The following is a 20,587-nucleotide window of genomic DNA, read 5'->3' as shown; positions in this document are numbered from 1 at the left end:
ACTGGTGCGATGCTGTAATCGGGAAAGCACAAATCTGTGTTGATATGTCGGCAAATGAGTCATGGCGGCCATTAGCATAGGTCTCCAACGTTCAGCGCCCTATCCAGCCTGTCCACGATATCTGGCAGCCGTTGTGCGGCCTGCGCTTCATCCATTTCCAGTAGCACCCTGCAAACCCATTGCAGTAAAATCATTTGGGTGGAAGTTTCTCCCGATACATCAAGTATCTGACAAAGCGTTATTGGATCAGGCAGGATAAAAGAGGCTTCCAGAGCTGCCACCAGACGGTTCAGAACCTCATTACGCACCTCCGGAAGAACTCCAGACGACTGCAACGATGGTGCCGTTGGAAGATGTTGCTCAGTCATGATCCACCTCCGAGGGTAATGACAAATGGGACAGCAGCAGCCGCTCCATCGCTGAACCATCCTGCCGGGTAAGATTGGGGACATAGCGCGAATAAACACGAAACAGCATTTCTGTGGTGCTATGACCCATTTGCCGGGCAATCCATTCTGGGCTTTCACCAGAAGCCAGCCAGAGTGTGGCCGCCGTATGGCGGGTTTGATAAGGCCTGCGAACTTTGAGATTCAGATAACGTAGCAAGGGGTACCAGACCCGCTTGGTCACATTATCGTGACGCAGGGGGGTTCCCTCGCGAGTGCAGAAAACATAATCATTCGGCACCCGCCTCTTGGCCCTATCCTTGTGATGGTAAATCTCGTGCAAAGCCTGAAACGCCTGATGAACAGGCAAAGACATTTCCACGGTCCGAAAAGAGCCATCGTTTTTAGTAGGGACCACTTGCCCTTTGACCGAAGCTTCATGAACCAGGATCTGCCGACGCGCCAGATCCACCTTTTCCCAGCGCAAGCCGTCTATTTCACTGGTACGCAACCCCGTAAAAAAGCGAATCAAATAATAATCACGGAAATCAGCACGCACATTCCGCAAAATCATATCCACTTCTTCCAGAGAAAAAGGTTCCACGTCCGTACGAGGCACCTTCAGGCTTTTGATTCCATGATAAGGTGCGGTAAACTCAAAACGGTTGGCCGCTTCGTTGAGGATCATCCGCAAGGGTGTGAGGATATGATTGATTCTTGAAGCAGAAAGGGTTTTCCCTTTCCGTCCGGGGACTTTGGCGAGGCCCGAACGGAACGCAAGAATATCTCCCTTGGTGATTTGGCCAACCCTTTGCTCCCCGAACACAGGCAACAGGTGCTTTTGCAATGCATTTTCCACGGTATAGTACTGGGTTTCCCGCCACTGAATCCGCATTTCTCCCAACCATAACTCTGCGAATTCTGCGAAGGTGGGGGTATTCTGTTGGCCCAACGTAAGTTGGCCATTGCTAATTTGCTCCTTTCCATTAACCACCCGTCCCGCCGATGCCTTTCCTGGAAAATGTGACGTGTAATCAAAGGTGCCAAGTGCGATTTCTTGCTCAATAATTGTCAAAATCTTCTGCATTTTCCGACGATTAGCTGGACTATCAAGAAGCGTGGTCTGTTCTCGACACCGCTGCCCCTGGTAGCGAAAATCAAAAAATAGTGTTTTAGTAGATTTCCTAACTCGAATGCTACCCATGACACACCCCTCCTCTAGACATGGGAATGGTTAATCCTGAAGAAAAAGAACTCGTTGCCATATCTTTCTCAATAACCTCCCATATATACAATATCTTCCTGCCCCCAAAAGGACGAATATAATGAACACCCTCAATCAGCACTGAGTCCTTCAACCTATCTCTGATAGTTCTTTCGTCATACTTGATACGAATCGACAATTCCCGAGTTGTTAAGTACGTAGTATTTTCTTTCATGGCGTTTTCCTCTATAGTCTTCACGATCTCTGGATGGCTTCCTTAATCTCACAATGCCATCTTGAACAACATTATTCCACACAAAATACCATGGTGCAATATTTTTTGTTGCCTTGGCTAGCATTCCGTTTTTCTGCATAACATTTCGAAAGGACGATCATGATTAAATGTCATCTTTCCAGATTGATGGGCGAGCATAAACTGCGAATCGCTGATGTAGCAGAACGCTCCGGACTAAATCGAAGTACAGTATCTCTGCTCTATAAGGAAACTGCGGTGAGGGTAGATATGGACACCATGGACAAGCTCTGTAAGCTCTTCCAATGTGGCGTAGGGGATGTTTTTGAGTATATTGAAGACCCCGAAAGCCATAATTATTGATTTTTTCTTCGTTTTTGCATTGTTTTTCTACTAATCATGCGATTATTTGCAATCGGCACGGAAGCTAAAGGTCAAAATTAGTAATCTTTTTGCTTGGCACAATGGGTAATTTACGAAAATGGGCACCATTTGGGCACAGAATGGGCACCACTTGGGCACAAAAAAACCGGCACGCAGCCAGCCTTAATGTAACTCAATGATTTTATTGGTGCGCAGTACTGGATTCGAACCAGTGACCTTCGGCTTCGGAGGCCGACACTCTATCCAGCTGAGCTAACTGCGCGTGCTGCAGATTATAGGGAACTCGCTGGCGCGTTGTCCAACCTTTCCTGTGCAACTCCCTGAAAGTCCAGCGCCAGCCAGTACTGTTCGGTAGAACGGGCGCGGGAAGCTTCCGGTTTGCGTACCACAATTTTTTTGAAATCCTTGCGCAGGGCACGGCGCAGCTCTTCAGCGCCCGCCCCCATAAACACCTTGATCAACAGCGATCCGCCCGGACGTAGCCAGCGTTGGGCCATATCCAGCGCCAGCTCCGCCAGGTCTATGGCGCGCGCCTGATCGACACTGGCAATCCCGGACATATTGGGAGCCATATCACTCATAATCAGATCCACCCCTTCCGGCAGGGCTTCCCGACAGGCGGCAATCACCGCATCTTCGTAAACGTCACCACAAATTACCGTGGCATCGGCGACCGGATCCATGGCCAGGCGGTCCACAGCCACCAGCCGCCCGTTACGGCCGATGAGCGGGGCGGCCACCTGGGTCCAGCCACCCGGGGCGGCACCCACGTCAAGGACGCGCATACCGGGGCGAATCAGCCGATCCTTCTCCTGAATTTCCAGTAATTTATAGGCTGCCCGGGAACGATATCCTTCTTTCATGGCACGCTGCACGAACACATCCCGAAAATGTTCTTTCAGCCATTTTTCACTGGATTTACTTCTAGCCACTGCAACAACCTCCGACCTTTGACCACCGCATCGCGCAAACGTACACTCCCGTCCACCATTTATCGAATCATCTGTCTGACGAGGATACCATGCTGGACGCCAAACTAAGACAAAACCTGCGCGGTCAGGCCCATACCCTCAAACCGGTTGTGATGATTGGTGCTCAGGGCGTCACTGATGCCCTGCTCGCCGAACTGGAAATCGCTCTGGATGCTCACGAACTCATCAAGGTCCGCTTGCCCCAAGTGGAACATGCGCTGCGCGATGCCATGATTACCCGGTTGGTCAGCGCCAGTCACGCCGAAATCGTTGGCCGTATTGGCCGCATCGTCATCCTGCATCGGCTCCGGCCCGCTGCAAAAACGCCCAACAAACGACGCTGAAGCAGCTTGGCAGGTGGCTTCCCGCTCGTTAGACTGGTTCTTGATTATCCTAGCGGCTCAACGCCCGGAGTAAGATCATGGCAGAAAACGCCCCCACAGACATTCGGATCACCGTAGAAACCCGATATATTCCCGAACAATCCAGCCCCGAGCAGGCGCATTATGCTTTTGCCTACCAGATCACCATCGAAAACCACGGCCCGCAAACCGCACAGCTGCTCAACCGCCACTGGATTATTACCGACGCCGAGGGTCATATCCAGGAAGTCAAAGGTCCCGGCGTGGTCGGCGAACAGCCCACCCTGCAGCCTGGACAACGCTTTCGCTATTCCAGTGGCTCGGTTCTGTCTACCGCTGTAGGCAGCATGCACGGCAGTTACGAATGGATCACTGCAGACGGGGAAATCTTCGAAAGCCCCATTCCTGCATTTCGTCTGGCCGTCGCTACGGTATTTCATTGAGCCGCAGCAGCCTGCAACGCGCCTACGGCATCTGGGCGCCCATTTACGATCAGGCAGTACGCGGTTTTTCCGAACCTTTACGACAGCGCAGCCTCCGCCAAATCCCCCAGAATGCGTCCTGTCAGATTTTAATTGATGGCATTGGCACCGGGCTGGACATTCCCTTTTTGCCAAATCACTGTACCGCCATTGGCATTGACCTGACCCACGCCATGCTGCGCCGCGCGCAAAATCTGCCAAGCACCATCCCATTGGTTCAGGCCGACGCCGAAGTACTGCCCTTTGCCAATGCGACCTTCGATTTTGTGGTGATGCATTTGATTCTGGCGGTAGTGCCCAATGCCGGCAAAGCGTTGGCAGAAGCCAGCCGGGTTCTCAAACCCGGAGGCCGGATTTTGCTACTCGACAAATTTTTACGCCCCGGCCAAAAAGCATGGATAAGACGTGCGTTGGGTCGGGTAGCGGGTGCCGTGGCCACCCATACCGATCTGACCTTTGAGGAGATTCTGGCAGAGCGCCCGGAATTACAGTGTATACGTGACGAACCGGGTGCCATGGGCGGCTGGTTCCGCCTCATCACGCTGGAAAAGATCGCATAAAATATCAAGCCCGGAAAGCGTTGCCGCTTCCGGGCCTGCAGTCAGCCACCGAACACAGCGTGTTAAGGGGGCAAGGTTCTCTTAATTTAAAAACGACAGTTGCCGTGGGTGCTTTGCAGCGTGTTTCGAGCCGTTGTTGTTCTTGGCGAAATCCAGCGCCCGTCAGGAAAGCTGTCTGAGCCCGTAGGGCGAGTTCTTTCCTGACAGCAGGATGAGCCTTGGAACAACAGGCGAGGAACAGCAAAAAGCACCCACGACAACTGCCGCTTTTAGGGCTTAACCGTTTCCGGCACCGCCACGTGAAGCTTTTTTACGCTCGTTTTCCGTGAGATAGCGCTTGCGAATCCGGATGGACTGCGGCGTTGCCTCCACCAGTTCGTCGTCGGCCAGAAATTCGACAGCAGCTTCCAGCGTCATTTTGATGGGTGGCGTCAACATGATGTTTTCATCAGAACCCGAAGCCCGCATGTTGGTCAGCTTCTTTTCCTTGAGGGGGTTGACCACGAGATCATTGTCGCGGCTATGAATACCAATCACCATGCCTTCATAAACCTTGTCGCCGGGGCTGACAAACATCCGCCCTCGATCCTGCAGATTGAAGAGGGCAAACCCCACTGCCTCGCCTTCTTCTGCAGAAATCAACACACCATTATTACGCGCCGGAATGCTGCCTTTGACCGGACCGTATCCGTCGAAAATATGGCTGATCACCCCTGTACCGGAAGTGGCCGTCAGAAACTCGGTATGAAAGCCGATCAGACCGCGTGCGGGAATTTTGTATTCCAGACGCACCCGGCCACGACCATCGGGCATCATGTCCTGTAATTCACCGCGCCGGATGCCCAGACGCTCCATGATGGTGCCCTGATGGGTTTCTTCCACGTCTACGGTCAAGGCTTCATAAGGCTCTTCCCAGACGCCATCGACCTGACGCTGAATCACCCGGGGACGAGATACGGCCAGTTCATAGCCTTCCCGGCGCATGTTTTCGATGAGGATGGTGAGATGCAGCTCGCCGCGTCCGGACACCATGAACACATCGGCATTATCCGTATCTTCCACCCGTAACGCTACGTTAATGAGCAACTCCTTATACAGGCGATCGCGCAACTGGCGGCTGGTGACAAACTTGCCTTCGCGACCGGCAAAGGGGCTGGTATTCACCTGAAAGGTCATGTTCAGGGTCGGTTCATCAATCGGTTTCCAGGGCAGGGCTTCGGGCGCTTCCGGCGCGGCAATGGTCGCACCAATGGAAGGCTCTTCAATACCGGTCACCGCCACAATATCGCCCACCGTAGCCGTTTCCCAGGGCACCCGCTTGAGGCCATCAAAACCCAGCAACTGCAAAATCCGCGCCTTGGTCTGGGTCTGATCCACACCATGAATCAGGACAATATCCTGGCCGGGTTTCATGGAACCACGGCGGATCCGGCCAATGGCAATACGACCCACATAACTGGAGTAATCCAGATCGGCAATCTGCATTTGCAAAGGGCCTTCCGGATCACCTTCCGGGGCATGCACATGGGTCAGAATCATCTCGAAAAGAGGTTTCATGTCCCCCGAGCGCACCTCAGGATCCTCACCCGCATAGCCCTGCAGACCAGAGGCGTAAATAACCGGGAAATCCAGTTGTTCTTCGGTAGCACCGAGTTTGTCGAAAAGATCAAAAGTGGCGCTGATGACATGGTCGACGCGAGCACCGGGGCGGTCTACCTTGTTGATGACGACAATGGGTTTCAGACCCAGTTCCAGCGCCTTGCGGGTCACGAAGCGGGTCTGCGGCATGGGGCCTTCGACGGCATCCACCAGCAGCAGTACACCATCCACCATACCCAACACCCGCTCCACCTCAGCGCCGAAGTCGGCATGTCCGGGAGTGTCGACAATATTGATATGGGTATCGCCCCACTGCACCGCCGTATTTTTCGCCATAATGGTAATGCCGCGCTCTTTTTCAAGATCGTTGCTGTCCATCACCCGCTCTTCCAGCTGCTGGTGAGCGGCAAAAGTACCGGACTGACGGAGCAACTGATCCACCAGCGTGGTTTTGCCATGGTCAACGTGGGCGATGATAGCGATATTACGAATTTGACGAGCCACTGATATTCCCCAAAACGGTCATAAGAAAAAACGCGGGATCAAGCCTCCCCGCAGCGGGTTTTCTTATAACGGTATCCTGCTCAAAAAGCAAATAAAAACCGCCCCGAAAGGGGCGGCAAGAGGGCGACCGAAGCCACCCGGGAACTGCTTTGACTTAGAAACCAGCCTGGAACTGCAGCATCAGGGTGTTGTAAGCCACACCGTTGATGGGTGCCTGCCCATTTACAGAACTACCATAGATCTGATTTATTGAACCACCACGGGTCGCCATGATGTAGTTCAACTGCACTTCGGCAGCATGGGGGTTGTTGGGATTGACGAAATAATTCAAGCCCACTGTAGCGTTACCCAAGGTACCCTGACCATGTACCGTGTACGAGTCGTAACGGATGGCAGGCTCAATATCAATGGGAGACAGGGTCATCTCGTAAAGATTGGCTCCCAATTCCGCATGCCAATCGTATGCGGTATAGGTAACCGGGTTGTAGAAAGAATTGGTTACAAGAGGAACAAACGCAGGATTACCAGGAGTGTAAGCAAAATTATTCATTCCGCTTGCTCTGGTGAAGCCTGCGCCATAGTGAATACCCATCAAACCACCATGCACGCCCACGTTCCAGCTGTAGAGATCGTCGCTATCATAATAGGTTTCGGTGCCTAAACTGCCACTTGCTTCAGCAGTCAACAACGGACCCATGCTGTACTTCAGCATGCCGGAAACAATGTACTTGCCATTACCATTGAGCATATTGCCCTGACCACCACCCATTGTATTGGCATTACTGAAAACCGTGTAATTGTCTACGGAAGTATTATCAAAAATACCGACCGCGTAACCTACACCTGAACCCATGACGTTGTTGGCATGGAACATGGCACCTGCAGAACGACCGGGCAACAGGGACTGACCCATATTGCGATAGATGAAGGGCAACTCGTTACCGGCAATGCTGGTATATTCCAGGCCTTCAGGGGTTTTGAACTTGCCGACTTTCAACTGCACAAAGGGCACCGGAGCATAGTTGATCCAGGCATCCATCAGCTGGGCTGTGGTGCCGCCCATCATGTTGCCGCCCAGGCCGTTATTCAGGCCATTGGCCATACCATTGCCGAGACCCGCTTCGTCATACGCACCCTCGATGAAATAGTTGACGCCAGGAACCGCTTCACCCTTGAAGCCCAGACGGATGCGGTTGGCACCAAACATCAGTCCATTGGAAGTACCGGGACCGGTACCGAACTGCTGGGCACCCGTGATCTGGGCATACCCAAAAACGACCGGACCGGTGTCATTACTGGAACTGTCTGCAGCAAAAGCCACACCAGGAACCAAAACTGCGGCCGCAACGGCCAAAGCGATAAGATTCTTCTTCATGATAAAGCTCCTCCTCGAGAGCATTGTTTGGATACTACGCTGCAAGTTATAGCACCGGTGTGGGCACTATGCAACATTTTGACAACACCTTTTTTACAACGTCAGCAAAATAAATACAAAGTCCGGTTTATTTTCACCTGATCCGGCAATCCGGTTTGACAGGGAAGCTGGCCTGAAGCTATCATCGCCGCCACTCTTGGGGAATCGTCTAGCGGCAGGACAGCGGACTCTGACTCCGCTAACCGTGGTTCGAATCCACGTTCCCCAGCCAAGAACATAGCAGCGCCCAGGTTTTTCCTTGGCGCTTTTTTGTTGCCATGATGACACTGGCCCTTTTCGAGCCTTCCGCCTTAGTCCGTGCTAAACTCTTGTCCATGATAGCTAAAACTGATCAAACTGCCCGCAGCGCACTGAATTTCACTAAAATGCATGGCCTCGGCAATGATTTTGTCGTGTTCGATGGTATCCGCCAGCGGGTCCATCTGACGCCAGAACAAATCCGCGCCATGGCTGACCGCCATTTTGGTATCGGCTGCGATCAAATCCTGCTGGTAGAAAACCCCCAGTCCCCGGACTGTGATTTTCGTTATCGCATTTTCAATGCGGACGGCGGTGAAGTTGCCCAGTGTGGTAATGGTGCGCGCTGCTTTGCGGTTTTTGTCCGCCGCGCCGGGCTCAGTGACAAGGAAGTCATTCAGGTAGAAACCCAATCCGGACAAATGCAACTGCGCATTCTCGAAAACGGCGATGCAAGCGTCAATATGGGGGCTCCGCGCTTTGCTCCGGAGGCCATACCTTTTAATACCCGGGAAGAAGACCCCGAATACCTGCTGGAAGTCCATCATGACACCCTGCGCCTGGCCGCACTCAGCATGGGTAATCCGCACGCCGTGCTGCGCGTGCCGGATGTGGCCACTGCACCCGTCACCCAGCTCGGGCCGCAAATCGAAAAGCACCCGGATTTTCCGCAGCGCTGCAATGTCGGATTCATGGAAATCTGCGACCGCTCCCACATCCGGCTGCGGGTCTGGGAACGTGGTGCCGGAGAAACCCTGGCCTGTGGCAGTAATGCCTGTGCGGCGGTGGTGGCCGGAATCCGCTGGGGAGCGCTGGACCCGGCCGTTGCGGTAGATCTTCCGGGGGGTCGCTTGCACATTCAATGGGCAGGACCGGGACAAGCCGTTATGATGACCGGACCGGCGCAGGTGGTTTTTGACGGAACCTGGCTCTTGTGACGCATTAGTTTGACAGACAAAGGGGAACAGCCTCATGCAGAATACCACGGTACAAGCCATAGCTGACAGCCTGAACTGCGACGCCCGGGATCTGGCTTTTCTGCACAAACTGACAGATCAGGAAGGTGAAACCCTCGCCCATCTGATCGCGGCGCAGGAAGTACACAGTGCCCCCGAACGCTACAGCGACACCCACTGGGAGGATGATTAAGTTGGCAACAGCCCCTGAACACGATGCTCAGGCAGAACAAGTCCGCCAGTACCTGCTCGAACATCCGCAATATTTATGGGATCAGGAAGATTTGTTACTGTCCCTGACCCTTCCCCATGTCGGTCGCGGGTCCGCCTCCTCCCTGCTGGAAAGACAGGCACAGGTTTTACGCGACGAAAATAGCCGTCTGCAGCAGCGCATTGCCGCCCTGCTGGGTGCCGCCCAACAAAATGCGGCGCTGGGCCTGCACCTTTCGGATCTGGCTACCGAATTGCTGAACACGCCGGACTGTCCGGCCACCTTGAATACCGTGCTGACCCGGCTGCACGAAGGTTTTCAGGTGGAGGCGCTGGCCCTAATAGCCCGCACGCCGGTGTCGGGTCTACCCCAGTTTACGGTGCTTGAAGAAGCGGATTTTCTGGAGATACTGGACGGCTCGCCGCCCACCCAAGCGGCCACTGGTCTTTCTATCAATCCAAGCCTGCGGAGCACTTTGTTTGCAGCCGAGGGCGCAGCTCTGGAATCTTTTGCCCTGATTCCATTGGTCGGCCAGCATATTCAGGCGGGCATTGTGCTGGGCAGTCAACATCCTGAGCGTTATGCCAAGGATGCGGGTGCGGATTTGCTCAATCAAATTGCCCGTCTGGTGACGGCCGCTCTGGATCGCTGCCTGACCCCATGTTGATGCAGGAAGCAGTCAACGACTTCACAGAGACTCTTGCCCGCAGCGGGCGCAGCAGCCCTGCCACCGTCGCGGCTTATCATCGCGACTTACAAGGCTGGTTGCACTTTATGCAAAGCCGTGGACATCAGGACATTGCCCATATTCAGCCCGGCGATTTGCGCGCTTATCTGATGGCGGAACGCAGTCGTGGAGTGGCTGTGCGCAGCCTGCGCAGACGCTTCGCCGCCCTGCGTGCCCTGTATCGGCATTTGCAACAGGCATTACCGGATTTATCGAATCCGGTGCAGGGCATCATGATGCCCAAATCCGAACAACGCCTGCCGGACTGGTTGACCGTCGATCAGGCCAAACAGTTGATGGATCCTGCCGAAAAGACCTCTACAGCCCCCAATTTTGCGCAGAGCCGCGATCAACTGATCCTGGAACTGCTCTATTCCAGCGCCCTGCGCGTCAGTGAACTGGCGGGATTGAACCTGCAGGATCTGGATCGTCATGGCGGGACCGTGCGGGTCATGGGCAAAGGCAGCAAGGAGCGCATTGTTCCAGCCGGGAAAAGCGTCTGGCGAATGCTCGAACTGTATTTACCACTACGTCATGCCCTGCTTATGGACAAGCATCTTTTTGAAGAAAACGCTTTACTGCTCAACGCCTCTGCGCATCGTCTCAGTGTTCGCAGCATTCAGATCCGCGTGACGGAAATGGGAGAAAAACGCCTGGGTCAGCATATTCATCCCCACACCCTGCGCCATAGTGCAGCCAGCCATTTTCTCCAGTCCGCCGGAGATTTGCGCGCCGTGCAGGAATATTTGGGACACGCAGGTATTGCAACTACGGCTATTTATACCCATATGGACTATCAGCAGTTGGCGCATGTATATGATGCGGCCCACCCGCGCGCCAGACACACAAAACGCCCGGAAACCGAGGACAATTTATGACAGATGCATTACCCATGCACGGCACCACCATACTTTGCGTGCGACGCGGCAGCAATGTGGTGATGGCCGGAGATGGTCAGGTAACTTTTGGCAATACCGTCATGAAAGGCAATGCCCGCAAGGTAAGGCGTATTGAACCGGGGGTGTTGACTGGCTTCGCGGGTGCTACCGCCGATGCTTTTACCCTGCTCGAACGCTTTGAGGCCAAACTGAAAGCCCATCCTGGACAACTGGCCAAGGCGGCTGTTGAACTCGCCAAAGAGTGGCGCACCGACCGGGTATTGCGGCGCCTGGAAGCGATGCTGGCCGTTGCAGACGATAAGCAAAGTCTGATTATTACCGGCCAGGGCGATGTGCTGGAACCGGAATTCGGCATTATTGCCATTGGCTCCGGTGGTCCCTTTGCCCTTTCTGCGGCCCGTGCCCTGCTTGAAAATACCGAGTTGCCGGCCCGTGAAGTCGCCGAACGGGCGCTGGGCATCGCCGGGGACATCTGCATTTATACCAACCACAACCATACGATTGAAGAACTATGAGCATGTCTGAAATGACCCCCCGTGAAATCGTCCAGGAACTGGACAAGTACATCATCGGCCAGTCTGACGCCAAGCGTGCCGTGGCTATTGCCCTGCGCAACCGCTGGCGGCGCGGCCAGGTGCCTGCCCCCCTGCATCAGGAAATCACCCCCAAGAACATCCTGATGATCGGACCTACCGGCGTCGGCAAAACCGAAATTGCCCGCCGTCTGGCGCAATTGGCCAATGCCCCTTTCATCAAGGTGGAAGCCACCAAATTCACAGAAGTGGGTTACGTCGGCAAGGATGTGGAATCCATTATCCGCGACCTGACCGAAACGGCGGTAGACATGATTCGTAGCGAACGCCAAACGGCCATGCACCAGCGCGCTGAAGAAATGGCCGAAGAACGCATTCTCGATGCCTTGATTCCCGGCCCCCGGGACAGCACGGTGCCACGCAGCGATGAAGGGACCCGCCAAAAATTCCGCAAGATGCTCCGCGAGGGCAAACTGGATCAGCAGGAAATCGAAATTGAGGTTGCGGCTCCCAAAGCGGGTGTGGAAATCATGGCGCCAGCGGGTATGGAAGAAATGACCAACCAGCTGCGGGATATGTTCTCCAATATGTCCCAAGGTAAAACCAGCACCCGCAAGGTGCCGGTGGCGGAAGCCCGGCGTCTGCTGACGGATGACGAAGCTGCCAAGCTGGTCAATGAAGAAGAAGTACGCGCCCTGGCCCTGGAAAGAGTACAGTCGGGCGGCATTGTTTTCATCGATGAAATCGACAAGGTGGCGGTGCGCTCCGGTAGTCAGCAGGGTACCGACATTTCCCGGGAAGGGGTGCAGAGGGATTTGTTGCCGCTAGTGGAAGGGTCCAACGTCAGCACCCGTTATGGCGTGGTGAAAACCGATCATATCCTGTTCATTGCCTCCGGGGCATTTCATCTCAGCAAACCTTCGGACCTGATCCCGGAACTGCAGGGACGACTCCCTATTCGCGTAGAGCTGGATGCCCTGAGTGCGGCAGACCTGGTCCGTATTCTGCAGGAGCCGGAAAACGCGCTGGTGCGCCAGTACAGCGCCCTGCTCGCCAGTGATGGGGTCACCCTGCAATTTACTGATGATGGCGTACGACGCATAGCCGAAATCGCGCAACAGGTCAACGAACGGGTCGAGAACATTGGCGCCCGTCGCCTGCATACCATCATGGAACGCCTGCTGGAAGAAGTGGCTTTTTCAGCGCCAGACCTGAGTCAGCCCAGCGTCGAAGTCAATGCAGAATATGTGGATGGGCGCTTGCAGGATCTGGCCCAGGACGAAGACCTGTCCCGCTATATTTTATAGACCGGGTTCAGAGTGTGTTACCGGAACGGAACTCAGGGCTTGAGATAAAACGCTCCAGCCGCCTGGGCTTGGGCAATGGCAATGACGCCCGCCGGAACCAGATGACTGCCAGCAGGCCGGGCGGCTGGGTCGAGGCCCATGTTGCGCAGACTGTTTTCACAAAAATCCACACATAAACCGGCGCTGATCCGCTCTTCGATTTCCCGCCGCCAGTGACCATGCGCCCACAGTGAAATCGGAGACTGACCGTTAGCAATGACGCGCAGCGCCTGATCGGGATCCGCTGCCGCTGCGTTGCGCGCATTGGCCAACAAATTCGGCCAGCGTCCTGCATCATCAATATGAAACAACAACATCTGTTCAGGCCGCCGGACTGAGTGCCAGCATTTTCTGCCGCAACTTGCCCATGCTGCTTTTTTCCAGCTGGCGGATACGCTCTGCAGAAACTCCCAGCTCATCACCCAGCACCTGTAATGTCTTGGGATCCTCGCTGAGCCAACGGTTTTCAATGATGTAGCGATCACGCTGAGGCAGGGCCGACAAGGCACTCTGCAATACGGCATGCTGGTGCTCGTCCCAATCCCTATCCAGGAGCTGATCCACAGTGGACTCCGCAGTATCAGCCAGTTCCATGACCCGCGAATGGCCACTTTCCTCATCGGGCTCCATATTCAGGGAATAATCATGACCAGTCATCCGGCCTTCCATTTCCAGCACCTGCTCTTGGGTAACGCCAAGATCTTCAGCAATAGCCGCACTTTCCTCACCACTCAACCAGCCGGTGTGGGTTCGGCTGGAACGCAGATTAAAGAACAGCTTGCGCTGGGCCTTGGTGGTAGCCACTTTGACAATACGCCAGTTGCGCAAAATGAATTCATGAATTTCCGCTTTGACCCAATGTACGGCAAAAGAGACCAAGCGTACGCCATGATCAGGATCATAGCGCTTGACGGCTTTCATCAGGCCGATATTCCCTTCCTGAATCAGGTCGGCTTCCTGCAGGCCGTAACCCCGATAGCCACGGGCAATCCGCACCACAAAGCGCAAATGACTGAGCACCAGGGATTTGGCCGCTTCGACATCTTCATAATTGCGCAGACGCAGAGCCAGGTCCCGCTCTTCTTCGGGCTCCAGCATGGGCTGGGCATTGACAAAACGCAGATAAGCCGTCAGCCCGTCGGCGCTGACCAAATCCCTACTGGCTATAGCAAGTTCATTCATAAGTTAGTCCTCGCAACGATCAACATACATTGGACTCTCAAGATCTGCAGCTGGTTCCTTATCTCCTAAAACTGAACCGAGCCTCTCAATACATATACAACATGAGAACTAGATGGGGATCCCGAACAATATTTTCAAGGGTAGTTCATCCGTTATGAAAAAGTATGGTCGAGGTGCTGACCCACTGCAAGGCGTGAACCCAGCCAGCCAAGAATAGCGCTGATGATAATCAGGATCAGTCCTTCCAGACCCGTCAGGCCTAAAAGCTGAAACCGGGTACCATACAAAGTCGCCAGACGATCAACCGGTCCCTGCAAAATCGCGATGGTAATCGCAATAATAATCCAGGCCAGTATTCCGGCAATGGCCCCCTGAATCAGTCCCTGATACAAAAATGGCCGGCGAATGAAGGCCCGCGTTGCCCCCACCAGACTGGCAATATCAATTTCATCGCGGCGCTGGGCAATATGCAGGCGAATGGTATTACCCATAACCAGAATTGCGCCCACGGCCAACATAATGGCCAAAATCCAGACAGCCCTTTTACCCAGGGCCAGAATGGCCTGCAGACGCGCCACCCAATGCAAATCGGATTGGGCACTGGCTACTCCGGGTTGACGCGCCCACTTCTGAACTTGCGCCTGCAAGGCCGCCGGACTTTCAGACAATGGATTCAGTTCAACAATAAACGAAGCCGGGAGTGGGTTTTCTCCGAGAATTTTGATGGCAGCCGTCATTCCGGCGTTTTTTTCAAATGTTTTCAATGCAGCTTCCTTACCGACATAGCGCACATTGACGACTCCGGTGCTGCCCTGTAACTGCTTCTGCAGCTGCTGTATGTCTTGCTCTGTAGCATCCTGATGGATAAACAGGGAAATCTGGGCCTGATCCCGCCATTGCCCCAGCAATTGCTGGAGATTATTGAGCGCCGCAAAAAGGCCCACAGGTAGCGCCAGCACAATAGCCAGGGCAAAAATGGTCATCAGCGTTGCTAAGGGCTGCTTCAGCAGGGTGTTCAAGGCATTTTGGGCGGCTTCCCGACGAATATGTAAGGCACTCACGCGGATTTCTCCTTGGAATTTTGCAGCATCCCTTGCTCCAGATGAAAGACGGGGAGCCCCAGACGTTCTACCTGGGACTGGTCATGGGTAGCCACCAGAACCGTGGTACCGTGCTGATGAAAGTCCCGAAACAGATCCAGAATTTCCGTGCTTAACGAACCATCGAGATTACCGGTCGGCTCATCGGCGAGCAAAATTTCCGGGGTATGCACAATGGCCCGGGCAATCCCCACCCGCTGCTGTTCGCCGCCCGACAGAGTGGCCGGCAAATTATGAATCCGGTTACCCAACCCGACTTTTTCCAGCGCTGCCCTTACCCGGCTTTGAATCTGCTTTCCAGATACCCCACTGACCTGCAAAGTCAGGGCGACATTATTGAACACGTCACGATCCATCAATAATTTGTGATCCTGAAAAACCACCCCAATGCGCCGACGATAGGCGGGGATATGACGTTTTTTAAGAGTCGAAACATCCACGCCATTGACCATCAGCGTGCCATGACTGACGTCCTCCAGACGCAGCAACAATTTCAGAAGCGTACTTTTGCCTGCCCCCGAAGGCCCGGTCAATAAAGCCATCTGCCCGGTCGGCAATTTAAGATTCAGTTCCCGCAGCACATGATGGCGGCCGGGATAATGTTTGGTGACATTGATAAATTCAATCATGACTTCGGCTCCGCGAAGAGGGCATCAACAAAAGATTCTGGATCAAAGGGACGCAAGTCAGCCACCTGTTCGCCTACACCAATGTAACGAATCGGAATCGGCAGAGCCCTGGCAATAGCCGCCACCACCCCGCCCTTGGCGGTGCCATCCAGTTTGGTAATACAAATACCTGTCAAACCAACAGCCTCATGAAACTGCCGGGCCTGATTCAGGGCGTTTTGTCCGGTTCCTGCATCCAGTACCAACCAGACCTGATGGGGCGCGTCCGGATCCTGCTTTGCCAGTACCCTTTTGACTTTTTTCAGCTCTTCCATCAGATGGTCCTGGGTATGCAGGCGTCCTGCCGTATCGGCAATGAGCAGATCGGCAGATCGGGCCCGCGCCGCCGCAAACGCATCAAAAACTACCGAGGCACTATCCGCACCCGTTCCCTGCGCGACTACCGGAACCTGCACCCGTTGTCCCCAGCCCTGTAACTGTTCAACCGCAGCCGCGCGAAAAGTGTCTCCGGCCGCCAGCACCATGGAAAAGCCTTCGGCTTTCCAGCGTGCGGCGAGTTTGCCCGTAGTCGTCGTTTTCCCGGCACCATTGATACCCACCATCATCAGCACCTGCGTCCGTCCCTTTTCCGGCACCCAGAGTTCCGCACGCGGCCGCAAAATATTGAGCAGGGCATCGCGCAGGGCTTTTTTCAGGACAGCGGGATCCGTCAGTTCCTTGCGACGCACCTTTTCCGTCACCGAGGCCATGATTTCCCGAGTCGCTGCAGAGCCCAGATCCGCTTGTAGCAATAACGCTTCCAGATCTTCCAGCAATTCGTCATCAATGACTTTTTTACCCAGGACCAGTCGGCCGACGCCTTCGGTAAATTGCTCACGACTCCGGTTCAGACCTGCCCGCAGTCGCGCAAAAAGCCCTTTTTGCACGGAAGCAGCGGCGGGTTCGGCAGCAGGCAACGCCATATCGGGAGACTCCGTTGGCTGCTCTTCCGGCTCTTCTAATGGCTGTGCAGGTGGCGGGGTGGTCTCGTCTTCAGATGCGGGTTCCGGCACTGCCTCAACATGTGCAGGCAGATCAGTCTCAGGTTTTTCCTCAGCAGGCTCAGACTGGACAGTTGCGTCAGCGGCTTCTGTCATTTCCTCCTGAGAAGGGCTTTTGTTACGCTTGAACCAGTTAAAAACCATTGAACGGGCAGAACCTCAGACATTATGAACAGTTGCATTATCCACCGAAGCAGCGCAGCGAACAATGCGCCCATCACTTGTGGCGCGCCGCCACCCGCTGCTCGAGCTAATAAAGCATGACCGTCAGCATCATTGCCGGACGTCATCGGGGTCGTCGTCTGTTGACCCCCTCAGGTTCAGGCGTTCGCCCTACGCCCGGGGTAGTCCGTGAACGTTTGTTCAACTGGTTGGGCGGGATGGTTGCAGGCGCGCGCGTTCTGGACCTTTTCGCCGGAAGTGGCGCTTTGGGGCTGGAAGCCTGGTCAAGGAATGCCAGTGAGGTGGTTTTTGTCGAAAAAAACCCCCGGCATCGCGCCCTGTTACTACAGAACCTCAAGGCCTGCGGGGTTCCGGAAAGCCAGCTTGCAGGTAAAGACGCTCTGGATTATCTACAGCAGAATGCCGCTTCCTTTGATATAGTGCTTGCTGATCCGCCCTTTGATCAGGGCTGGCCGCAGCGTCTGGCGTCTTGTTTTGCTGCCTGCGCAACTTCGGAAAAACCCTGCTGGCTATACCTGGAAAGTTCGGCTGCGGAACAATGGCAGGCCGCAGATATTCCTCAAGGTTGGCAGTCTTATCGCCACGGACATTGTGGTGACGCTTTTTACACCCTGTTTAGCAAGCAGTAGGAGAACATGCGCACAACATCCCAGCCCAGACGGATTATTTATCCCGGCACTTTTGATCCAATTACCCATGGTCATGAAGACCTGGTCCGCCGCGCTGCCCAACTTTTTGACGAGGTCGTGGTGGCCATTGCCTCGGAAACTCCCAAAAATCCCATATTTCCGCTGGCCGAAAGAGTCGCCCTGGCCACGGAAACCCTCACAGGCATTCCGGGAGTCCGGGTACGCGCTTTTTCCGGATTATTGATCCACCTCTTGCAGGAAGAAAAAACCCATCTGATTTTGCGCGGATTACGCGCCATTTCTGATTTTGAGCATGAATTTCAATTGGCTTCCATCAATCGCCGCATGGATGCGCAAATTGAGACCCTGTTTTTGATGACTTCCGATCAGCATACTTTCCTTTCCTCCAGCCTGGTTCGGGAAATCAGTCGCCTGGGCGGAGATGTCAGCGCTTTTGTCCATCCTGCTGTAGCCAGCGCCCTGAAACAACATTTTCGCGACGGTGTGGACCTACGCCATTCAGAAAAGTAGAATATGGAATTGGTCCAAGGAGAAATAAATGTCTCTGCTTATTGATGAAAACTGCATCAACTGTGATGTCTGTGAACCCGAATGTCCCAACAGCGCCATCAGTATGGGGCCGAAAATCTATGTCATTGACCCCAATCTCTGCACCGAATGCGTTGGCCATTACGACACGCCGCAATGCATGGAAGTCTGTCCGGTGGATTGTATCAGCAAAGATCCTGAGCATGCAGAATCTGCTGAACAACTGCAAAGCAAATTCCGGCAACTTACCGGACAGGCCTGAAAGGCTCTCGCAGCAGACTCAGGAGCGGAGCGGATTGGCGATCAAGCCGGTCACTCTGCTCCTGAATATTGGCAAGGCTCTGTTCCAGCTGCTGCACTCTCGTATCAATATTACCCATAGTCGTAGCAATGCTTTGTAGGGCATTCAGCTCTTCTTCGGCATTCTGATGAAATAGCTGGAGTTGCTGGTTCATGACGGCCATGATTTCATCCACCCAGTTTTCTGCTTCCCGACGGGTTTCGATGACAAAATCCCGGGTTCGGCCCGCTACCGTTAAAAATGCCTTACGCACCACGCTACTTTGAGTGTTCACCGCAATTTCCAGCATCATTCCAAAACGCTCGTAGCTTTCAGACATATCCATCAATTCCGCACGTCTGGGCATCATGGCGTAGGGCACGGCCCGCAAGGGGGGCAGGCGGTAACGCTTCTGCAAGGCCTTATATTCTTCTGCGACCATGGCGGACACTTGTTGTGCACCCTCCAGTGCCCGGTCAAAGTGGGCAATGGCTTCACTGAAAAACTGCCGAAACCGCTCGACAATTCCTGCGGTTGTCCAGGCCGAAAGCATTTCCGCCTTGGCGTTACTGATCACCAGATCAAAGGTGCTGGGTGCCAGAGGAATCAGCAACAACTCTTCCACTGCCTGGCGGAACCGGGCTTTTTTCTCTTCAAAAGCCTGTCGATCCTGCTCAAAATTTTTGAGCAGGATCTGGTGCTGTGCAACCAGTTTGGGGATTTTTTCAGCCGTACGGTCCTTGAGACTCTGTACACTATCCATTTGCGCCAAAAGACGATGGCGCTGATCCTGCAACATATTTTTTTGATCCAGCACCGCCCGCTCTATGAGCGTCCGGCATTTTTCCTTGATGGTTTCATGACGCGCTGGCAAAAGTACTTCCGCTATGGAGCGTTCCAGCGCGGCCATGCCACTGCGCTCCAGCAGTTCCGCATCCTGACGGATTCGGGCAACCAGGCCTTTTTGACCGGAAACCGGAATGACCTGATCGGGGCTGATACGTAAGCGGGTTGCCGTATTAGCCACCTGCCGGGTAATTTCATGTTGAATATCGTCTTCTTCCCGCAACTCGTCCCAAAGGGTGTCAATTTTATTCAAGAGTACAATCTGCTTTTGATGGGCATTGCGCATCAGGTATTGATCCCAGATCATCAGATCACTTTGCGTTACTCCGGTATCTGCACCCAGAAGAAAAACAATGGCGTCCGCATCTGCCAGCATGCTGAAGGTCAGTTCCGGTTCGGCACCTATGGCATTGAGCCCCGGAGTATCCAGCACCGTCAAGCCTGCATCCAATACCGGGTGTGCCAGATATAATATGGCGTGCCGCCAGCGCGGAATCAGTACCTTACCCAATCCGCAAGAAGGGCAAACCGTGCGTTCGCGATTTTTGGGGGTGCGGTTCAGCGGCGGGCAAAGACCAATACGCCGGGCATCTTCTACGGCCACACAAACCGTTTCCGTCAAATGCGCCAATGACTCGGACCGCTCCTTTTTGTCTGCCACAGACAAGGGGAACTTGCGCCAGGCACTTCCCGCCTTCTTAAGCTTTTCAATGCTGACATCGAGGCTGCGGCTGGCAATGGGCAGCAGCTGCAAACCGGGTCGGCCTTGCGGCGCACCGCGAATTTCCACGGGACACATAGTGGTCTGGCCAGAGCTGGAAGGCAGGAGTCTTTGCCCCATATCCGAAAAAAACAAGGCATTGATCAGTTCGGTTTTACCCCGGGAAAACTCGCCGACAAAAGCAATACGCAGACTGTCCTGTTCTGTGTCGTAGGCCAGGGCTTCCAACTGCAACATGGTTCCACTGGGCAGCAGGCCGAGGTCGGCAGTGAGTGCCGCCATTTCGTGCAGACCACTCACCAGATCCTGGCGCCAGCGGTTCAATTCAGACAGGCCCTCCAAAACCGGTGAAAGGATAATCGACTGCTCAGTGCTCATA

Annotated in this window: 25 protein-coding genes and 2 tRNA genes; 14 read left to right on the top strand and 13 right to left on the bottom strand. The window is 54.3% G+C overall.

What is annotated here, in order from left to right; genetic code table 11:
* Positions 1 to 71: 71 nt before the first annotated feature.
* From H7F11_RS06615 to H7F11_RS06605, 3 genes are read right to left on the bottom strand one after another with little or no spacing between them, the layout of a single operon-like run.
* Positions 72 to 368 carry a hypothetical protein gene (locus H7F11_RS06615; protein WP_193651532.1) on the bottom strand — a complete coding sequence of 99 codons (297 nt, stop codon included), beginning with the start codon at positions 366 to 368 and terminating at the stop codon, positions 72 to 74.
* Complete coding sequence (locus H7F11_RS06610; protein WP_193651531.1) at positions 361 to 1,590, bottom strand: site-specific integrase; 1,230 nt, start codon at positions 1,588 to 1,590, stop codon at positions 361 to 363. The genes H7F11_RS06615 and H7F11_RS06610 overlap by 8 nt, the downstream gene beginning before the upstream one ends.
* Positions 1,583 to 1,825 (bottom strand): hypothetical protein, encoded by a 243-nt coding sequence (locus H7F11_RS06605; protein WP_193651530.1) that lies wholly within the window; start codon positions 1,823 to 1,825, stop codon positions 1,583 to 1,585. Before H7F11_RS06605 ends, H7F11_RS06610 begins: the two co-directional genes overlap by 8 nt.
* 159 nt (positions 1,826 to 1,984) lie before the next feature.
* Here H7F11_RS06605 and H7F11_RS17220 point away from each other — a divergent pair, with 159 nt between their 5' ends.
* Complete coding sequence (locus tag H7F11_RS17220) at positions 1,985 to 2,206, top strand: helix-turn-helix domain-containing protein (protein ID WP_193651529.1); 222 nt, start codon at positions 1,985 to 1,987, stop codon at positions 2,204 to 2,206.
* Positions 2,207 to 2,412: 206 nt separating this feature from the next.
* On the opposite strand, the gene H7F11_RS06595 is transcribed toward H7F11_RS17220, so the two are convergent.
* Positions 2,413 to 2,489: transfer RNA gene (locus H7F11_RS06595), tRNA-Arg, on the bottom strand.
* A gap of 10 nt (positions 2,490 to 2,499) precedes the next feature.
* Positions 2,500 to 3,159 (bottom strand): RlmE family RNA methyltransferase, encoded by a 660-nt coding sequence (locus tag H7F11_RS06590; RefSeq protein WP_193651528.1) that lies wholly within the window; start codon positions 3,157 to 3,159, stop codon positions 2,500 to 2,502.
* A gap of 89 nt (positions 3,160 to 3,248) precedes the next feature.
* Here H7F11_RS06590 and H7F11_RS06585 point away from each other — a divergent pair, with 89 nt between their 5' ends.
* The 3 genes from H7F11_RS06585 (at position 3,249) to H7F11_RS06575 (ending at position 4,602) form a co-directional block, all read left to right on the top strand.
* A complete protein-coding gene (locus H7F11_RS06585; RefSeq protein WP_193651527.1) occupies positions 3,249 to 3,542 on the top strand; it encodes a YhbY family RNA-binding protein in 294 nt (97 codons plus the stop codon).
* 77 nt (positions 3,543 to 3,619) lie between these two features.
* Positions 3,620 to 4,003, top strand: coding sequence for a Co2+/Mg2+ efflux protein ApaG (apaG, locus tag H7F11_RS06580; RefSeq protein WP_142087622.1), 384 nt, complete (start codon positions 3,620 to 3,622; stop codon positions 4,001 to 4,003).
* Positions 4,000 to 4,602 (top strand): class I SAM-dependent methyltransferase, encoded by a 603-nt coding sequence (locus H7F11_RS06575; protein WP_193651526.1) that lies wholly within the window; start codon positions 4,000 to 4,002, stop codon positions 4,600 to 4,602. The genes apaG and H7F11_RS06575 overlap by 4 nt, the downstream gene beginning before the upstream one ends.
* 276 nt (positions 4,603 to 4,878) lie before the next feature.
* On the opposite strand, the gene typA is transcribed toward H7F11_RS06575, so the two are convergent.
* The gene (gene typA, locus H7F11_RS06570; RefSeq protein WP_075323303.1) at positions 4,879 to 6,705 is read right to left on the bottom strand and encodes a translational GTPase TypA; all 1,827 of its coding nucleotides are present in this window, start codon (positions 6,703 to 6,705) and stop codon (positions 4,879 to 4,881) included.
* A gap of 154 nt (positions 6,706 to 6,859) precedes the next feature.
* A complete protein-coding gene (locus H7F11_RS06565) occupies positions 6,860 to 8,080 on the bottom strand; it encodes a porin (RefSeq protein WP_193651525.1) in 1,221 nt (406 codons plus the stop codon).
* Positions 8,081 to 8,277: 197 nt separating this feature from the next.
* On the opposite strand from H7F11_RS06565, the gene H7F11_RS06560 reads away from it, so the two are divergent.
* From H7F11_RS06560 to hslU, 7 genes are all read left to right on the top strand, one after another.
* Positions 8,278 to 8,351: transfer RNA gene (locus H7F11_RS06560), tRNA-Gln, on the top strand.
* Between the two features lie 46 nt (positions 8,352 to 8,397).
* Positions 8,398 to 9,315 (top strand): diaminopimelate epimerase, encoded by a 918-nt coding sequence (gene dapF / locus H7F11_RS06555; RefSeq protein WP_413773188.1) that lies wholly within the window; start codon positions 8,398 to 8,400, stop codon positions 9,313 to 9,315.
* 34 nt (positions 9,316 to 9,349) lie between these two features.
* Entirely contained in the window at positions 9,350 to 9,526 is a 177-nt protein-coding gene (locus H7F11_RS06550) for a hypothetical protein (RefSeq protein ID WP_193651524.1), read from the top strand.
* A 1-nt stretch (position 9,527) separates the two neighbouring features.
* Positions 9,528 to 10,211, top strand: a complete 684-nt coding sequence (locus tag H7F11_RS06545) for a DUF484 family protein (RefSeq protein WP_075323305.1) — start codon at positions 9,528 to 9,530, stop codon at positions 10,209 to 10,211.
* On the top strand, positions 10,205 to 11,149 hold the full coding sequence (locus H7F11_RS06540) for a tyrosine recombinase XerC (protein WP_193651523.1): 945 nt from the start codon (positions 10,205 to 10,207) through the stop codon (positions 11,147 to 11,149). Before H7F11_RS06545 ends, H7F11_RS06540 begins: the two co-directional genes overlap by 7 nt.
* Positions 11,146 to 11,685 (top strand): ATP-dependent protease subunit HslV, encoded by a 540-nt coding sequence (gene hslV / locus H7F11_RS06535; protein WP_010639818.1) that lies wholly within the window; start codon positions 11,146 to 11,148, stop codon positions 11,683 to 11,685. The genes H7F11_RS06540 and hslV overlap by 4 nt, the downstream gene beginning before the upstream one ends.
* Positions 11,686 to 11,687: 2 nt before the next feature.
* On the top strand, positions 11,688 to 13,010 hold the full coding sequence (gene hslU, locus H7F11_RS06530) for an ATP-dependent protease ATPase subunit HslU (RefSeq protein ID WP_193651522.1): 1,323 nt from the start codon (positions 11,688 to 11,690) through the stop codon (positions 13,008 to 13,010).
* A gap of 32 nt (positions 13,011 to 13,042) precedes the next feature.
* Here the strand turns inward: hslU and H7F11_RS06525 are convergent, their stop codons facing one another.
* The 5 genes from H7F11_RS06525 to ftsY all read right to left on the bottom strand — a co-directional run bounded on the left by H7F11_RS06525 (position 13,043) and on the right by ftsY (position 17,096).
* Entirely contained in the window at positions 13,043 to 13,366 is a 324-nt protein-coding gene (locus H7F11_RS06525; RefSeq protein WP_193651521.1) for a hypothetical protein, read from the bottom strand.
* Between the two features lie 4 nt (positions 13,367 to 13,370).
* Positions 13,371 to 14,231: an RNA polymerase sigma factor RpoH gene (rpoH, locus tag H7F11_RS06520; protein WP_193651520.1), complete on the bottom strand. Its 861-nt coding sequence runs from the start codon at positions 14,229 to 14,231 to the stop codon at positions 13,371 to 13,373.
* Between the two features lie 152 nt (positions 14,232 to 14,383).
* On the bottom strand, positions 14,384 to 15,292 hold the full coding sequence (ftsX, locus tag H7F11_RS06515) for a permease-like cell division protein FtsX (protein WP_319803379.1): 909 nt from the start codon (positions 15,290 to 15,292) through the stop codon (positions 14,384 to 14,386).
* Entirely contained in the window at positions 15,289 to 15,960 is a 672-nt protein-coding gene (gene ftsE / locus H7F11_RS06510; RefSeq protein ID WP_010637749.1) for a cell division ATP-binding protein FtsE, read from the bottom strand. Before ftsE ends, ftsX begins: the two co-directional genes overlap by 4 nt.
* The gene (ftsY, locus tag H7F11_RS06505) at positions 15,957 to 17,096 is read right to left on the bottom strand and encodes a signal recognition particle-docking protein FtsY (RefSeq protein ID WP_227485314.1); all 1,140 of its coding nucleotides are present in this window, start codon (positions 17,094 to 17,096) and stop codon (positions 15,957 to 15,959) included. The genes ftsE and ftsY overlap by 4 nt, the downstream gene beginning before the upstream one ends.
* Positions 17,097 to 17,260: 164 nt before the next feature.
* Here ftsY and rsmD point away from each other — a divergent pair, with 164 nt between their 5' ends.
* Genes rsmD through H7F11_RS06490 form a run of 3 tightly spaced genes read left to right on the top strand, consistent with a single transcriptional unit; the run spans position 17,261 to position 18,623 of the window.
* On the top strand, positions 17,261 to 17,812 hold the full coding sequence (rsmD, locus tag H7F11_RS06500) for a 16S rRNA (guanine(966)-N(2))-methyltransferase RsmD (RefSeq protein ID WP_193651518.1): 552 nt from the start codon (positions 17,261 to 17,263) through the stop codon (positions 17,810 to 17,812).
* A gap of 6 nt (positions 17,813 to 17,818) precedes the next feature.
* Positions 17,819 to 18,343 (top strand): pantetheine-phosphate adenylyltransferase, encoded by a 525-nt coding sequence (coaD, locus tag H7F11_RS06495; RefSeq protein ID WP_193651517.1) that lies wholly within the window; start codon positions 17,819 to 17,821, stop codon positions 18,341 to 18,343.
* A 28-nt stretch (positions 18,344 to 18,371) separates the two neighbouring features.
* Positions 18,372 to 18,623 (top strand): YfhL family 4Fe-4S dicluster ferredoxin, encoded by a 252-nt coding sequence (locus tag H7F11_RS06490; RefSeq protein WP_193651516.1) that lies wholly within the window; start codon positions 18,372 to 18,374, stop codon positions 18,621 to 18,623.
* On the opposite strand, the gene H7F11_RS06485 is transcribed toward H7F11_RS06490, so the two are convergent.
* A complete protein-coding gene (locus tag H7F11_RS06485; RefSeq protein WP_193651515.1) occupies positions 18,607 to 20,586 on the bottom strand; it encodes a dynamin family protein in 1,980 nt (659 codons plus the stop codon). The genes H7F11_RS06490 and H7F11_RS06485 overlap by 17 nt on opposite strands.
* Between the last annotated feature and the right edge of the window lies 1 nt (position 20,587).

The sequence above is a fragment of the Acidithiobacillus sp. HP-2 genome (assembly GCF_015100155.1).
Lineage (GTDB): Bacteria > Pseudomonadota > Gammaproteobacteria > Acidithiobacillales > Acidithiobacillaceae > Acidithiobacillus.
Note: the sequence above shows the minus strand (reverse complement) of the source record. Positions and strands in the feature narration are given on the sequence as shown.